General features: G+C 72.6%; 14 protein-coding genes. 8 read left to right on the top strand and 6 right to left on the bottom strand.

Features of this window, described 5'->3' with window-relative positions; all coding sequences use genetic code 11:
* The first annotated feature begins 27 nt into the window (after window positions 1-27).
* The gene (locus VGH76_RS20035) at window positions 28-963 is read left to right on the top strand and encodes a pseudouridine synthase (protein ID WP_331558480.1); all 936 of its coding nucleotides are present in this window, start codon (window positions 28-30) and stop codon (window positions 961-963) included.
* A 330-nt stretch (window positions 964-1,293) separates the two neighbouring features.
* Here VGH76_RS20035 and VGH76_RS20030 read toward each other — a convergent pair whose 3' ends face one another.
* Window positions 1,294-1,449, bottom strand: coding sequence for a hypothetical protein (locus VGH76_RS20030; protein WP_274199477.1), 156 nt, complete (start codon window positions 1,447-1,449; stop codon window positions 1,294-1,296).
* A 150-nt stretch (window positions 1,450-1,599) separates the two neighbouring features.
* On the opposite strand from VGH76_RS20030, the gene VGH76_RS20025 reads away from it, so the two are divergent.
* Both VGH76_RS20025 and icmF read left to right on the top strand, forming a co-directional pair.
* A complete protein-coding gene (locus tag VGH76_RS20025) occupies window positions 1,600-2,181 on the top strand; it encodes an NUDIX hydrolase (RefSeq protein ID WP_331558479.1) in 582 nt (193 codons plus the stop codon).
* Between the two features lie 72 nt (window positions 2,182-2,253).
* Window positions 2,254-5,505, top strand: a complete 3,252-nt coding sequence (gene icmF, locus VGH76_RS20020; RefSeq protein WP_331558478.1) for a fused isobutyryl-CoA mutase/GTPase IcmF — start codon at window positions 2,254-2,256, stop codon at window positions 5,503-5,505.
* A 71-nt stretch (window positions 5,506-5,576) separates the two neighbouring features.
* On the opposite strand, the gene VGH76_RS20015 is transcribed toward icmF, so the two are convergent.
* Window positions 5,577-6,074 carry a hypothetical protein gene (locus VGH76_RS20015; protein ID WP_331558477.1) on the bottom strand — a complete coding sequence of 166 codons (498 nt, stop codon included), beginning with the start codon at window positions 6,072-6,074 and terminating at the stop codon, window positions 5,577-5,579.
* Window positions 6,075-6,360: 286 nt separating this feature from the next.
* Between VGH76_RS20015 and VGH76_RS20010 the strand changes: the two genes are divergently transcribed.
* Together VGH76_RS20010 and VGH76_RS20005 are read left to right on the top strand one after the other, a co-directional pair.
* Complete coding sequence (locus VGH76_RS20010) at window positions 6,361-6,600, top strand: SDR family oxidoreductase (protein ID WP_331558476.1); 240 nt, start codon at window positions 6,361-6,363, stop codon at window positions 6,598-6,600.
* A gap of 159 nt (window positions 6,601-6,759) precedes the next feature.
* A complete protein-coding gene (locus VGH76_RS20005; RefSeq protein WP_331558475.1) occupies window positions 6,760-7,638 on the top strand; it encodes a DUF389 domain-containing protein in 879 nt (292 codons plus the stop codon).
* Between the two features lie 6 nt (window positions 7,639-7,644).
* Here VGH76_RS20005 and VGH76_RS20000 read toward each other — a convergent pair whose 3' ends face one another.
* On the bottom strand, window positions 7,645-8,997 hold the full coding sequence (locus tag VGH76_RS20000) for a wax ester/triacylglycerol synthase domain-containing protein (protein WP_331558474.1): 1,353 nt from the start codon (window positions 8,995-8,997) through the stop codon (window positions 7,645-7,647).
* A 92-nt stretch (window positions 8,998-9,089) separates the two neighbouring features.
* Here VGH76_RS20000 and VGH76_RS19995 point away from each other — a divergent pair, with 92 nt between their 5' ends.
* The gene (locus VGH76_RS19995) at window positions 9,090-9,884 is read left to right on the top strand and encodes a helical backbone metal receptor (RefSeq protein ID WP_331558473.1); all 795 of its coding nucleotides are present in this window, start codon (window positions 9,090-9,092) and stop codon (window positions 9,882-9,884) included.
* A 42-nt stretch (window positions 9,885-9,926) separates the two neighbouring features.
* On the opposite strand, the gene VGH76_RS19990 is transcribed toward VGH76_RS19995, so the two are convergent.
* Together VGH76_RS19990 and glsA are read right to left on the bottom strand one after the other, a co-directional pair.
* Window positions 9,927-10,688 (bottom strand): SDR family NAD(P)-dependent oxidoreductase, encoded by a 762-nt coding sequence (locus VGH76_RS19990; protein ID WP_331558472.1) that lies wholly within the window; start codon window positions 10,686-10,688, stop codon window positions 9,927-9,929.
* 13 nt (window positions 10,689-10,701) lie between these two features.
* Window positions 10,702-11,811 carry a glutaminase A gene (glsA, locus tag VGH76_RS19985; protein ID WP_331558471.1) on the bottom strand — a complete coding sequence of 370 codons (1,110 nt, stop codon included), beginning with the start codon at window positions 11,809-11,811 and terminating at the stop codon, window positions 10,702-10,704.
* 77 nt (window positions 11,812-11,888) lie between these two features.
* On the opposite strand from glsA, the gene VGH76_RS19980 reads away from it, so the two are divergent.
* Window positions 11,889-12,731 (top strand): LLM class F420-dependent oxidoreductase, encoded by an 843-nt coding sequence (locus VGH76_RS19980; protein WP_331558470.1) that lies wholly within the window; start codon window positions 11,889-11,891, stop codon window positions 12,729-12,731.
* A 5-nt stretch (window positions 12,732-12,736) separates the two neighbouring features.
* Window positions 12,737-13,156 carry a TIGR03668 family PPOX class F420-dependent oxidoreductase gene (locus VGH76_RS19975; protein WP_331558469.1) on the top strand — a complete coding sequence of 140 codons (420 nt, stop codon included), beginning with the start codon at window positions 12,737-12,739 and terminating at the stop codon, window positions 13,154-13,156.
* A 92-nt stretch (window positions 13,157-13,248) separates the two neighbouring features.
* Here the strand turns inward: VGH76_RS19975 and VGH76_RS19970 are convergent, their stop codons facing one another.
* Window positions 13,249-14,451 (bottom strand): MFS transporter, encoded by a 1,203-nt coding sequence (locus VGH76_RS19970; RefSeq protein WP_331558501.1) that lies wholly within the window; start codon window positions 14,449-14,451, stop codon window positions 13,249-13,251.
* Window positions 14,452-14,555 lie beyond the last annotated feature (104 nt).

Here is a 14,555-nt window from a genome sequence, read left to right as displayed (position 1 = left end):
GCGACACCCGGTGGAAGATGGAGACCGATGCGCCCGCCCGCCTCGCTCCCGCCCCGGTTCGGGCTCGACCCGGCCCGGATGCGGCTGCCGGTGTCGGACCGCTGGCGCACGATCCGCGAGCACCTCGTCACCCGCGTCCCGCTGCCCGCCGACCGGATCGACGCGATGTTCGCCGCCGGCCGCTTCCACGACGCCGAAGGCCCCCTCGACACCGACGCGCCGTACGTCAGTGGCGGATCGGTCTGGTTCCACCGGGACCTCCCCGACGAGGCCCCGGTGCCGTTCGCGATCGACGTGGCGTACCGCGACGACGACGTCCTCGTCGCCGACAAGCCCCACTTCCTCGCGACGATCCCGCGCGGGCGCCACGTCCGCGAGACCGCCCTGGTGCGGCTGCGCGACGAGCACGGCCTGCCCGACCTCTCCCCCGCCCACCGGCTCGACCGGGTGACCGCCGGGCTGGTGCTCTTCGTGATCCGCCGCGAGGCGCGCGGCTCCTACCAGAACCTGTTCCGCGACCGCCGCGTCGAGAAGACCTACACCGCGGTCACCCGGTACGACCCCACGCTTCCCCCGACGACGACGGTGCGCTCGCGCATCACCAAGGAGCGCGGCGTCGTCACCGCGCGGGAGGTCCCCGGGGAGCCGAACGCCGAGACCCTGGTCGAGCTCCTCCAGCACCGCGACGACCCGCTGCTCGGCCCGATCGCGCGCCACCGCCTCACCCCGCGCACCGGCCGGACCCACCAGCTGCGGCTGCACCTGGCCTCGCTCGGGATCCCGATCCTCGGCGACCCGTTCTACCCGGAGCTCCGCGACGTGCCGCTCGACGACTTCCGCGCCCCGCTGCAGCTGCTCGCCGCGACGTTGACCTGGCCGGACCCGCGCACCGGGGAGCGCCGCACCGTCCACACCCGCCGCGCCCTGACCGCCTGGGACGACCCGGCGGGGTGGCTCGGGTGACCGACCCGCGGAGACCCGCGCGGAGATCGCCGGCGCCGAGCAGCAGCGGGAGTGCCGTTCGTTCCGGAGTCGGCGCCGTGAGGGCCGAGACGCTGCCGATGGTCGCCGCGGGCCGGATTCCACCGCGCGACGCGCTCGAGGCGGGCGTGGTGGCCGTGCAGCTGCGCACCGCGCTGCCGCGCTCTCCCGAGGCGGGGACGTCCACCACCGCAAGGCCGGCGCGACGTCGGCCGCGGCGGTGGCGCGCGGCCTCGTCTGACGCGGCGGCGAGGGGCGTGCTCGCCCGTCCCCCTCGCCGGGGACGGGCGGAGCGGCGCCCTGGAGGAAGTCCTAGAAGTACGTCTTGCGACCACCCACACCACGGCCGACGGCACCGAGGATGGTCAGTACGAGACCGACGACAGCGAGGATCGCGCCGATCGTGTACAGGATCGAGATGCCGGTGATGGCCCCGATGATGATCAGGATGACCCCGAGGATGATCATGAAACTCCCTCGTCTCTCTCCGACCGAGGTGGTCGGGACTGCTTGATACCCGAGCGTGACTTCGTGAACACACATGGGCCCCACGACATCACCGGTTAAGGTGACTTTTTCGATCACAAGTCGTTGCATCGTGAGACAGAAGTTACGGACGTGACACCGGCCGACTCGTGGATCACCCACGCGACCACCACGGTGTGGCCGCCGTCCGACTCTTCGGCCCAGCCCGGCGTGCGCCTCGAGGTGCACGAGGTCACCGCACCGGAGGGCGACCGGTTCGACTACCCCGTCGTCCATCTGCCCCGGGTGGCGGTGGCCCTCGTCCTCCGGGACGGGGAGGCGGGCGAGGAGGTGCTGATGCTGCGCACCTACCGGTACCCGGTGAACCGCTACGGCTGGGAACTGCCCGGCGGCGCGATCGACGACGGCGAGGAGGCCCGGGTGGCCGCGGCGCGGGAGACGGCCGAGGAGACCGGGTGGCGACCCCACGGGCCGGGGCGGCCGCTCCTCGACTTCGAGCCGCTGCCCGGGGGCGTCTCGACGACGGTGCACGTCCACCTCTGGCGCGACGCGCGGCGCAGCGACGAGCCCCTCGACCGCCACGAGCCGGGGCGGGCGCGCTGGGTGCCGGTGTCCGACGTCGTCCGGCTCGCCGGATCGGGTGAACTGCTGGGCTCCGGCACGCTGGTCGGGCTGCTCGCCTACGTGGCGGAGAGCACCACCCCTCCACAATAGTCGGACGTCCTACTATATTGGTGGGCGGGCGTCACCCGGCGCCGGTGTCGAGCAGCGAGGACGATCCGCCCCATGGCGCAGGAAGCGACGACGCAGAGCGACCTCTACGTGGCGAGCAACCCGATCCGCGTGGTCACCGCGGCCAGCCTGTTCGACGGGCACGACGCCGCGATCAACATCATGCGGCGGATCCTCCAGCGCCAGGGCGCCGAGGTGATCCACCTCGGGCACGACCGCTCGGTGGACGACGTGGTCTCCGCCGCCGTGGAGGAGGACGCGCACGCCGTCGCGATCAGCTCCTACCAGGGCGGGCACGTCGAGTACTTCACCTACCTGGTCGACCTGCTGCGCGAGCGCGGGGCCGGCCACGTGCGCGTGTACGGCGGGGGCGGCGGCGTCATCGTCCAGCGCGAGATCGACCAGCTGCACGCCCACGGGGTGTCGCGGATCTTCTCCCCGCAGGACGGCCAGTCCCTCGGCCTGCCCGGTATGATCAACACGATCATCCGGAAGTGCGACGAGGACCTCGCCGCGCGTGCCCCGTCGTCGTGGGAGGGGCTGTTCACCGGCGAGCGCGCGGTCGTGGCGCGGGCGGTGACGATGGCCGAGTCCGGGGCGCTGCCCGACGACGTCCGCGAGCGGGTCGACGCCGCGAACGCCGACCACCACGTGCCCGTCCTCGGGATCACCGGCACCGGCGGCTCCGGGAAGTCCTCGCTCACCGACGAGCTGGTGCGCCGCGCCCGGCTGGACCGCGAGGACAAGCTCAAGGTGGCGGTGCTCGCCGTCGACCCGACCCGCCGTCGCGGGGGTGGCGCGCTGCTCGGCGACCGCATCCGCATGAACGCGCTCGGCGGCCCGATCTCCTTCCGCTCGATGGCCAACCGGGGCTCGGGTACCGCGCTGCCCGAGCGGCTCGCCGACGTCATCGCCGTGCTGCGCGCCTCGGGCGCCGACCTCGTCGTCGTCGAGACCCCCGGGATCGGGCAGGGCGACGCGGGCATCGTCGAGTTCGCCGACGTCTCGCTCTACGTGATGACGCCGGAGTTCGGCGCCGCGTCGCAGCTCGAGAAGATCGACATGCTGGACTTCGCCGACGTCGTCGCCATCAACAAGTTCGAGCGCCGCGGCGGCGACGACGCCCGGCGCGACGTCGCCCGCCAGCTGCTGCGCAACCGCGACGCGTTCGGCCAGAGCTGGGAGGACATGCCGGTCTACGGGACCAGCGCCGCCACCTTCCACGACGAGGGCGTCACCGCCCTCTACGGCAAGCTGATCTCGCTGCTCGCCGAGCACGGCCTGGCCCAGGGCGAGGGTCGGCTCGAGATCCCCGACACCGCCGTCTCCACGTTCGCTGGCTCGGCGATCCCCGCCGACCGCGAGCGTTACCTCGCCGACATCGCCGCGACGGTGCGCGCATACCACGACGAGACCGAGTCGATGGTCGCCGCCGCCCGCCGCCGCTCCGCGCTGCGCCAGGCCCGCGAGGCCCTCGGCGACCGCGACGCCGGCGAGCTGCCCGCGGTGCTCGAGGCGGCCGAGCGCGATCTGCCCCGCGAAGCCGCGGAGCTGCTCGACGGCTGGGAGCAGACCAAGGAGGACTACGCCGGCGACGAGCTCGTGGTCAACGTCCGCGACAAGGAGCTGCGCACGCAGCTCACCCGCGAGACGCTCTCGGGCTCGAAGGTGAACCGGGTGTCGCTGCCGCGCTTCGGCGCCGACGAGGAGGTGCTGCGGTTCCTGCGGGTCGAGAACCTGCCCGGGCACTTCCCGTTCACCGCCGGGGTGTTCGCGTTCAAGCGCGAGGGCGAGGACCCCGCCCGCATGTTCGCCGGCGAGGGCGACCCGTTCCGCACCAACCGGCGGTTCCACTACCTCTCCGAGGACTCGCCGGCCAAGCGCCTCTCGACGGCCTTTGACTCGGTCACGCTCTACGGCCGCGACCCCGCCACTCCCCCGGACGTCTACGGCAAGGTCGGCACCTCCGGCGTCTCGATCGCGACGCTCGACGACATGAAGGTGCTCTACTCCGGCTTCGACCTGTCCTCACCGACGACGTCGGTCTCGATGACGATCAACGGCCCGGCCCCGACGATGCTGGCGTTCTTCCTCAACACCGCGATCGACCAGGTCGTCCACGCGTTCGTCGAGAAGGAGGGCCGCGACCCGTCGTCGGAGGAGCGCGAGGACCTCGTCGCGCACGCGGTCGCGAACGTCCGCGGTACGGTGCAGGCCGACATCCTCAAGGAGGACCAGGGCCAGAACACCTGCATCTTCTCCACCGAGTTCTCGCTGCGCATGATGGCCGACATCCAGGAATGGTTCATCGCGCACAAGGTCCGGAACTTCTACTCGGTCTCGATCTCCGGCTACCACATCGCCGAGGCCGGGGCGAACCCGATCTCGCAGTTGGCGTTCACGCTCTCCAACGGGTTCACCTACGTCGAGTCCTACCTCGCCCGCGGGATGGACATCGACGACTTCGCCCCGAACCTCTCGTTCTTCTTCTCGAACGGGATGGACGCCGAGTACTCGGTGATCGGGCGGGTCGCGCGCCGGATCTGGGCCGTCGCGATGCGCGAGCGCTACGGCGCGAACGAGCGGTCGCAGAAGCTGAAGTACCACGTGCAGACCTCGGGTCGCTCGCTGCACGCGCAGGAGATGCAGTTCAACGACATCCGCACCACGCTGCAGGCCCTCTGCGCGCTCTACGACAACGCCAACTCGCTGCACACCAACGCCTACGACGAGGCCGTGACGACGCCGTCGCAGGAGTCGGTCCGTCGGGCGCTCGCGATCCAGCTGATCATCAACCGGGAGTGGGGCCTCTCGCTCAACGAGAACCCGCTGCAGGGCTCGTTCGTCATCGAGGAGCTCACCGACCTCGTCGAGGAGGCGGTGCTCGCCGAGTTCGACCGCATCGCCGAGCGCGGCGGGGTGCTGGGCGCCATGGAGACCGGCTACCAGCGCGGCAAGATCCAGGACGAGTCGATGCTCTACGAGGGCCGCAAGCACGACGGCTCGCTGCCGATCGTCGGCGTCAACACCTTCCTGCCGCCTCCCGACGCCGACGGCGAGGAGCCCCAGGAGATCGAGCTCTCCCGGGCGACCGAGGAGGAGAAGACCTCGCAGCTCGCGCGCCTCGACGACTTCCAGGCCCGGCACGCCTCGGAGTCCACGGAGGCGATCCGGCGGCTGCAGGACGCGGCGACCAACGGCGACAACGTCTTCACCGAGCTGATGAACGCAGCGCGGGTGTGCTCGCTCGGTCAGCTCACCGACGCGTTCTTCGGGGTCGGTGGGCAGTACCGGCGTTCCATGTAGGTGGGCGGAGCCCAGGTGAGCACTTTCCGGGGCTATGGCCCCGGAAAGTGCTCACGTGCGCGGCAGCGCACCTATTTCGTCCACGGGGCCGAGGTGAAGGCCGTGGCCCGGCTCGGGCAGGAGTCGGACACCGTCTGCAGGTTCAGGGCCGACCCGTTGACCGTCACCCGGTAGAGCCCGGGCTGGCCGGCGCACGGCGCGCCCGCGGCGCTCGTGAACGTCACGCGGTCCGCGGCGTTCTGGGCGAGCGTTCCCTGCCAGCTCTGTCCGCTGTTCGTGACCAGCTGGGTGTAACTGGCCCCGGGCCCGATGATCAGCGTCTGCGGCCCGTCGGGCGTGATCTGGTTGCGGTAGGTGCCCTGCGGGATGGCGCTGACGGGTGGCGCCATGGCGGCCGAGGCCACGGCGGGGTCCTGCGTCGTCGAGGTGGGGGCGCCCGGCGACGGCGGTGCGGCGGGGGTCGTCGTCGCCCCCGAGGTGTAACCCCCCGTGCTCATGCACGCGGCGGTCCCGAGGCCGAGCAACGCGCCGAGCAGCAGGAGCAGGAGCCCTCGGGCGAGGCCGCTCACGACCGGTTCCGCGGCGTCATCCCCGGCTCCCAGGGATCGTCGGTGATCATGCGGGCACCCCTCCTCCGCGACGTTGCCAGCACGAGTGTGACGACGTGCAACATCACCGGCACCACCCTCCTCCGTTCGGCCTACGTCAGAGCACCCGGTCGGCGCCGTGCAGGTGACCGCGCGTCCCCCCTGGGTCCACTCGTGTGACCGTCGCTCACTGTTTCCTGGCAGGACGTGTCACGAGGACGGGAGGGGCCATGGCGGGTCGGGTCGCGGGGAAGGTCACTCGATCCGCGTGAACAGCGTGCACCCCACCGGGATGGCGACCGGCATGGGCAGCGCGGCGATGCAGACCGCCCTCGGGGAGGCGATGACCGAGAACCCGCGGCCGGCCGGGATGTTCACCACGATGCTGCCGGTCGAGATCACCGCGCCCGAGGACGTCGCCGACACCGTGCTCTTCCTCGCCTCCGACGAGTCCCGCTACGTCACCGCACACGAGATCGCGCCCGACGCCGGCGTGACGGAGTACTGACCCGACCCGCCCACGCGCGAACGCCGTGTGCGATTCGTCCGGTCCGGGTAGTGCCCGGCGTCCCCGATCGTCGGTCGGCGGCGCACCGGAACGGGCGAGGAGGTCGGGTTGCACCACACCGTCGAGATTGTCCTGCCATCGGTTGCCACTGACGAGACGTTGGCGGCCCTCGAGAAGATCGACGGGGTGCTCGCGCTGTCGGTGGAGCGCGACGCCGGCATCAAGCCGCCCGGGGACGTCGTCACCGTCCACGCCCTCAACCGGTCGATCGACGACGTCCTCGCCGCCGCCTCGCACGCCCAGGACCACGGCCGCATCGCCGTCGCGACCGGCGGGATCTCGAGCATGGTCGCCACCGGCGCGCAGTCGGCGATCGACGACGACGCGGACGAGACCCCCTGGGAGGAGTTCGAGCGCTCCCTGCGCCACCACGGCCGGCTCTCGGTGAACTTCCTCGTGCTCATGGTCCTGGGCGGGGCGATCAGCGTCGCGGGCCTGCTCTCCCCACCCGTCCCCCAGGCGCTCGCCCTGGCTGCGTGCGCGGTGCTCGCGCCCGCCTTCGAGCCGGTGGCGATGCTCGGCGTCGCTCTCGTCCGGCGCAGCGCGTACGCGATCCGGCGGGCCGTCGTCTCGATCGTCGTCGGCTACCTGCTGATGGCGACGGGCGGCGGGCTCGCCTTCGTCGTGCTGCGCGCGCTCGGACTGGCCTCCCCGAAGACGCTCGCGAGCAGCGAGGGCATGCACCTGATCATCGACCCGACCGCCGCGGACTGGCTCGTCGCCGCGGCCGGCGCCGTGGCCGGCCTCGTGATCGTGACGTCGTTCCGCGAGGCGGTCCTCGCGGGCGCGCTCATCGCCCTGGCCCTCGTGCCGGCCGCGGGCGTGCTCGGCATGGGGGTGGTGAGCCTGGACGCCGGGCTGGCCCTCGAGGGGCTGCAGCGGCTCGGGGGCGACATGGCGCTCGTCGTGGTGCTCGGCGGGCTCGTCGTGCTCGGCAAGGACCGGATCGTGCACCGCGGCCGCAAGCCGCTCGCCTGAGGCCCGCTACAGGCGCGTGAGCTCGGCGTCGAGGGCGTCGGTGAACCGGTCCATCCCCTCCTGACCCCCGATGAGACCGAGGTCGGCGTCGACGCCGAGGCGCACCCGCCCGGCGTAGGAGAGCACCGAGACCCCGAGTCCGAGGTTGCCCGAGCACGGCACCCAGAACATCAGGTCGCGGACGCGCACGTCGCCGACCACCAGCTCCTCGAGCGGGCCGGGGACGTTGGAGATGATCAGGGACGCGGCGCGGGCGTAGCGGCCCACCAGGTTCTGGGTGTGCCCCGGCGTCCCGAGCCCGGCGACCGCGATCCCGGAGAAGCTCGCCAGCGCCTGGTTGGTCCGCTTGATCGTCGCCATCGCGTGGTGCATCCGCTCGACGCGACGCACCGGGTCGGGCTCGTCGGTGGGCAACGGGGGCAGGACGAGCCCGAACTCGTTGCCGAGCTCGGCGGAGACCGGCTGGTCGAGCGGGCGCAGGTTGGTCGGCATCACCGCGCGCAGCCGCGGGACGTCGGCGCCGTCGAGGTGGGTCCGCAGCGCGCCGGCGATCGACGCGCAGACGACGTCGTTGACGCTGCCGCCCGCGGCCTTCCCCGCCGCCTTCACCGCGTCCAGGGAGACGTCGGAGGTCCAGCGGGCGGCCTTCGCCACGCCGGGCCGGCCCTGCAGCGGGGACGGCTTCTCGCGCGGGGGGTTCGCCAGGAGCATGGCCGAGGACTTCACGGCCCGGCCGGTCGCGAGGAGCTCCGAGGCGCCCTCGGGGGTCCCGGAGTGCTTGATCGTCCGCCACAGCGACGACGCCCGGTCGCGGAGCTCCCGACGCATCAGCCGCAGGTCGTGCACCGGCCTCGGCTCGCGGGGCGGCCGGCCGTACGCAGCGGGCGTCCGCGGGTCGGTCACGGGGTCGGCCAACGCGTGGAAGAGGTGGCTCAGCGCGACGCCGTCGGCGAGCCCGTGGTGGATGGCGACGTGCACCGCGGAGCCGCCCGCGTACCCCGTCACCAGCTCGATCCGCCACCACGGCCGGTCGGCGGGCAGCGGCCGGGACATCAGCTCACCGACGCGGCCCGCGAGGGCGGCGTCGTCGCCGGGCTCGGGGAGCGCGAGCGTGGTGACGTGCGCCGCCAGGTCCGGTGGGGCGTCGACCCAGCGGGCCGGCCCGACGGGCCCGGTCGGCCAGGTGGGCCGCTGGCGGAAGCCGGGGTAGACCTCGACCCACCGCTCCCGCACCCGCGCGCGGAGCGTCTCGAGGTCCACCGGGCCGTCGCAGAACAGCACCCCGTGGACCACCATCCGGTTGGTCTCCTGCTCGAGCTGCAGCCACGCGGTGTCGATCCCGGATGCCCAGCGGTCCATTCGCGCCCCCTCGAAGTGTGAGGGACGCACGGTACCGGGTGACCTCGGTCATCGTGCTCCGCAGGGTCGGCGGGCCTGGCACGATCGGACCCATGGCCGACCCGACGACCGCCGAGACCGTCCGCGACGACCTGGGGAACGAGGTGGCGCTCCCGGCCCGCGTCCGGCGCGTGGTGAGCCTCGTCCCCTCGCTGACCGAGGCGATCGGGGTGACCGAGCCCGGCCTGCTCGTCGGGGTCACCGACTGGTGCACCCATCCGCTCGACCTCGACGACGCCGGCAGCGCTCCCCCGGCCCGGGTGCGCGGGACGAAGAACCCGGACGTCGAGTCGATCGTCGCCCTGGCACCGGACCTCGTCGTCGCCAACGACGAGGAGAACCGTCCCGCTGACCTCGCGGCCCTGCGCGACGCCGGCCTCGCGGTCTACGTGACCGACGTGCGCACCGTCGATGGCGCCTTCGCGAGCCTCGACGGGATGCTCGCGGCGTGCGGGCTGGAGCGCCCGGCCTGGCTCGAGGGCGCCGAGAAGGCGTGGGCCGACCTGCCGCGGGTGCCCGCCGCCGAGCGGCGCACCGCGATCGTCCCGATCTGGCGCAAGCCGTGGATGGTGGTCGGCCGCGACACCTTCACCGGGGCGATCCTCGACCGGCTCGGCATCGACAACGCCTTCGCCGACGGCGGGCCGGGCGCCGAGCGCTACCCGCGCGTCGACGTCGCCGACCTCCCCCCGCACGACCTCGTCGTCCTGCCCGACGAGCCCTACCGGTTCACCGCCGACGACGGCCCGGAGGCGTTCGACGCGCCGTCCGCGCTGGTCAGCGGGCGCCTGCTGACCTGGTACGGGCCGAGCCTGCTGGAGGCGGCGCAGGTGCTCCGCACCATGTGAACGAATGTGGTCGTCCTGACGACCACATCCGTCCTACCTGCGTCAGCTGGTGAGCAGCCCGCCCTCGACCGGCAGCGTGATCCCGGTGACGTAGGACCCGGCGTCGGAGCACAGGAAGACCAGCGCGGCGGCGAGCTCGTCGGGATCCCCGATCCGGCCGGCGAGGATCCGCGGCAGCTGGGAATCCAGGTAGCCCTCCGGGTAGCTGTCGGTCATCTCCGAGGTGAAGAAGCCCGGGGCGAGCGCGTTGACCCGGATGCCCTTGCGCGGGGTCCACTGCTGCGCGAGGTCCCGGGTGAGCCCGATGAGCCCCGCCTTCGACGCGGAGTACGCCGCCTGCGGCAGCCCCGCCGTCGTGAGGCCCAGCACCGAGGAGATGTTGACGATGACGCTGCCCGGCGCCATGACCTTCGCCGCCGCCTGCGCCATCCAGTAGCAGCCGTTGAGGTTGATGTCGATCACCTCCCGGAACTGCTCGGGGGGCTCGCGGGTCGCGGGCGCCCCGGTCCCGATCCCGGCGTTGTTGACCAGCACGTCGACGTGGTCGAACTCGGTCATCGCCGCGTCGATCAGCGTCTGGCAGTCCTCGGGCACGGCGACGTCGGTGCGCACGGCCACCGCGCGCCGGCCGAGCTTCTCGACCTCGGCCCGGGTGTCGTCGAGCTTCTCGATACGCCGGGCGCCGAGCACGACGTCGGCCCCGGCCTCGGCCAGCGTGCGCGCGAAGACGGCGCCCAGGCCGGAGGAGGCGCCGGTGACGACCGCCACGCGGTCGTCGAGACGGAAGCGATCGAGGATGCCCACGCCGCGCACCCTCTCAGGTCTGGGCCTCGACGACGACGGGAACCGTCCCGGACCCCGAACCCTCGGACTCCTCCTCGCGCGGCTCCGGGTCCAGCGCCCCGGGCTCCGGTTCCGGCTCGGGCTCCGGCCAGACCCTGGCTCCGAGACGGCCGAGCTGGGTCTCGCTGGGGTCGGCGAAGATGTGCAGGCCGAAGCGGTCGGAGAGCTCGCGGCAGACGTTGACCCCGCGCACCGAGTTGCCGTGCATGTCCAGGCCCGGCGAGAACACCCCGAGCCCGACCTGGTTGGGGATCGTCGCCAGGATCCCGCCCGAGACGCCGCTCTTGGCCGGAATGCCGACGTCGTTGGCCCACTGGCCGGCCGCGTCGTACATGCCGCAGGTGAACATCACGCCGATGACGTCGCGGACGTAGGTGCGCGGCATCGCGCGCTCCTCGGTGCGGGGGTTCACCCCGCCGTGCGCGAGGGTGGCGGCCGCGACCGAGAGCTCGGCCGTCGTCACCATCACCGAGCAGACCGAGAGGTAGACGGTGAGGATGTCGGCCACCTCGCCGACCAGCATGCCCAGCGAGCGCATGTAGTAGCTGATCCCGAGGTTGCGGTCGGCGTCCGCGAGCTGGGCCTCGAGCAGCTCCTGGTCGACCTCCAGCTCGGGGTTGCCGGTGTAGAGCCGCAGCCGCTCGAGCAGCCGACCGATCTTCTCCTCCACATCGACCCCGCCGATGATGTCGGCCGCGACGAGGGCGCCCGCGTTGACCATCGGGTTGTGCGGGCGGCGGAGGATCTCGTCGAAGGCCAGCGAGTTGAACGGGTCGCCGGAGGGCTCGACGCCGACGCGGGTCAGCGTCGCCTCCCGGCCGTTGTCCTCCAGCGCGAGCGCGTAGGTGAACACCTTGGAGATCGACTGGAGCGGGAAGCGGTGGTCGCAGTCCCCGACGGTCCACTGGGTGCCGTCGACGTGCGTGCCCGCCAGCGCGAAGAGGTCGCGCTGGGCGATCGCCTCCGGGGGGTGGTAGGTGACGACGTCCGCCGTCCCCATCCGCGCCTGGCGTTCGAGGAGCTGTTCCAGCTGGTCGTGGGCGCGTCGTACTTCCTGCTCGGTGAGGGTCTCTTCCCAGGCCACGCGCGCATGATGGACCACCGGGGCGCGCTCGCGCGCGGGCCGTGTGGTCCCGGCCGGGTCGGGGGAACCTCAGCCACGTGGATCACGGCATCATGATGTTCCCGACCGACTACGCGATCGACCCGCCGACCCTGGCCAAGGAGGTGGAGGACCGCGGCTTCGACTCGCTGTGGTTCCCCGAGCACTCCCACATCCCGGTCTCGCGGGAGTCGCCGTACCCCGGCGGCGGTGACCTGCCCCGGATGTACGCGCACACCTACGACCCGTTCGTCGGCCTCATGGCCGCGGCGGCCGCGACGACGACGCTCAAGGTCGGCACCGGCATCGCCCTGGTCATCCAGCGCGACACGATCCACACCGCCAAGGAGGTCGCCTCGCTCGACCGGCTCTCCGGCGGCCGGTTCCTGTTCGGCGTCGGCGCGGGGTGGAACCGGGAGGAGATGGCCGACCACGGCACCAACCCCAAGACCCGCATGCGCCTGCTCGGCGAGCAGATCCAGGCCATGAAGGAGCTGTGGACCCAGGAGGAGGCCGAGTTCCACGGCGAGTTCGTGGACTTCGACCGCTCCTGGGCGTGGCCCAAGCCGCTGACCCAGCCGCACCCGCCGGTGCTGATCGGCGGCATGGGGCCGGGCGTGGAGGACCGCATCCTCGACTTCGGCGACGAGTGGATGCCCCAGCGCGTCGGGCCGGACAACATCGACGAGTTCGCCGAACGGGCCGACAAGCTCCAGGCGCGGGCCGCCGACGCCGGGCGGGGCCGGATCCCGATGTCAATGTTCGGCGGGGAGACCTCGCCCGAGGCCATCGAGGGCTACCACCGGGTCGGGATGGACCGGGTGATCTACGGCGTGAGCTCGGCCGACCGCGACACGGTGCTCAAGGAGCTCGACGAGCTGGCACCGCTGGTCGGGAGCTGAGGACGGTGCCGACACTGGGGCCGGACGACGCGCGCGCACGGTTCACCGCCGCCCGCGTCGCCCGGCTCGCCACGGTCTCGGGCTCCGGGGTACCGCACCTGGTGCCCGTGGTGTTCGCGGTCGTGGCCGACCGGGTGCTCGTCGCGATCGACGGCAAGCCCAAGCGGACCCGGTCGCTGCGGCGGCTGGCGAACATCACGGCGAACCCCGCGGTCTGTCTGCTCGCCGACGAGTACTCCGAGGACTGGTCGGCGCTGTGGTGGGTCCGGGTCGACGCACGCGCGGTGGTGCGTGACGACGACGAGGCGCTGACGGAGGCCCGGGCGGCGCTCGGGGCGCGGTATCCGCAGCACGTGGCCGATCCCCCGGAGGGTCCGGTCATCGAGGTGGCCGTGACCCGGTGGTCGGGCTGGACGGCGTCGTAGCGGGGTTCCGGGGTTTTCGAGTGAAGGGCACCTTCGGTCGGATAGATCGACCGAAGGTGCCCTTCGCTCGAGAAAGGGGCGGGGCCGGCGGATCAGGCCGGGACCAGCTCCGCGGCGAAGGTCTCCTCGCGACGGCGGACCCGGCGGGTGTGCACCTGCAGGCCGCCGCTGACCACCAGCACGGCCAGGCCGGCGACGGCGAGCACGGCCCCGACCAGCGCGGGCGCCAGCAGCCCGAACCCGGCCGCGATCACCATGCCGCCGAGCCACGCGCCGAGCGAGTTCGCGACGTTCGACGCCGACTGGATCGCGGCCGAGGCCATCGTCGGGGCCTCCCCCACGATGTCCATGATCCGCGTCTGGATCGCCGGGCCGAGGGCGAGCGAGAACATGCCGGCCCCGAACAGCGAGGCGACCGCGAGCAGCGGGGTCCCGACGGTCATCGGGAACGTCGCGAGCACCACCGCGAGCGCGACGAGGCAGCCGCAGAGCGTCTTGAGCGGCGCGCGGTCGGCGAATCGGCCGCCCAGCACCGAGCCCGCCGTCATACCGAGCCCGACGACGGCCAGCAGCAGCGTCACCACCGACGGGGAGAACCCGCCGACCTGGGTGAGCATCGGGGTCACGTAGGAGTAGCAGGCGAACATCGCGCCGAACCCGAACACGACGGCGCCGAGGGAGAGCAGCACCTGCGGGTGGCGCAGGGCGCCGATCTCACCGCGCAGCGCGGCGCGGCCGCCCTCGGCGGGGGCGAAGTCCGGGACGAAGGCCCACACCGCGGCGACCGCGAGGAGCCCGATGACGCCGATGAGCACGAACGTCGCGCGCCACCCGGCGGCCTGGCCGAGCAACGTGCCGAGCGGGACACCGGCGACGTTGGCGACGGTCAGTCCGAGGAACACCTTCGACACGGCGCGCGCACGGTGCGAGTGCCCGACCATCGAGGCGCCGGCCACGGACGCGGCGCCGAAGAACGCCCCGTGCGGCAGCCCGGTGACGAAGCGGATGGCCATCAGCGAGTCCATGCCGGGAGCGAGTGCGGAGAGCAGGTTCCCGACGGCGAACGTGCCCATGAGCGCCATGAGCACGGCGCGGCGGCGCAGGGTGACGGAGAGGCCGGCGAGCAGCGGGGCGCCGACGACGACGCCGAGCGCGTAGGCCGAGATCAGGTGACCGGCCTCGGGCTCGGTGACACCGAGACCGGTGGCGACCTGCGGGAGCAGGCCCATGATGACGAACTCGGTAGTACCGATGCCGAACGTGCCGACGGCGAGGGCGAACAGCGAGAGGCCCACGGGGAAGCGGCGGAGGGGGAGCACGGCAAATCCTTCGGGATCGATCCAGCAACAGCGCGATCCAGGCTTGTCCCCACCTCGCCATAAGTCGAAGAACCCTCGCT

The organism is Actinomycetospora sp. (assembly GCF_036497585.1).
GTDB lineage: Bacteria > Actinomycetota > Actinomycetes > Mycobacteriales > Pseudonocardiaceae > Actinomycetospora.
Note: the sequence above shows the minus strand (reverse complement) of the source record. Positions and strands in the feature narration are given on the sequence as shown.

What these genes read in the sequence shown, in the direction of transcription:
- VGH76_RS20030 (WP_274199477.1), bottom strand. Translation starts at nt 1,449, where the DNA reads ATGATCATCCTCGGGGTCATCCTGATCATCATCGGGGCCATCACCGGC.
- icmF (WP_331558478.1), top strand. Translation starts at nt 2,254, where the DNA reads ATGGCGCAGGAAGCGACGACGCAGAGCGACCTCTACGTGGCGAGCAAC.
- VGH76_RS20035 (WP_331558480.1), top strand. Translation starts at nt 28, where the DNA reads ATGCGCCCGCCCGCCTCGCTCCCGCCCCGGTTCGGGCTCGACCCGGCC.
- VGH76_RS20000 (WP_331558474.1), bottom strand. Translation starts at nt 8,997, where the DNA reads ATGGACCGCTGGGCATCCGGGATCGACACCGCGTGGCTGCAGCTCGAG.
- VGH76_RS19995 (WP_331558473.1), top strand. Translation starts at nt 9,090, where the DNA reads ATGGCCGACCCGACGACCGCCGAGACCGTCCGCGACGACCTGGGGAAC.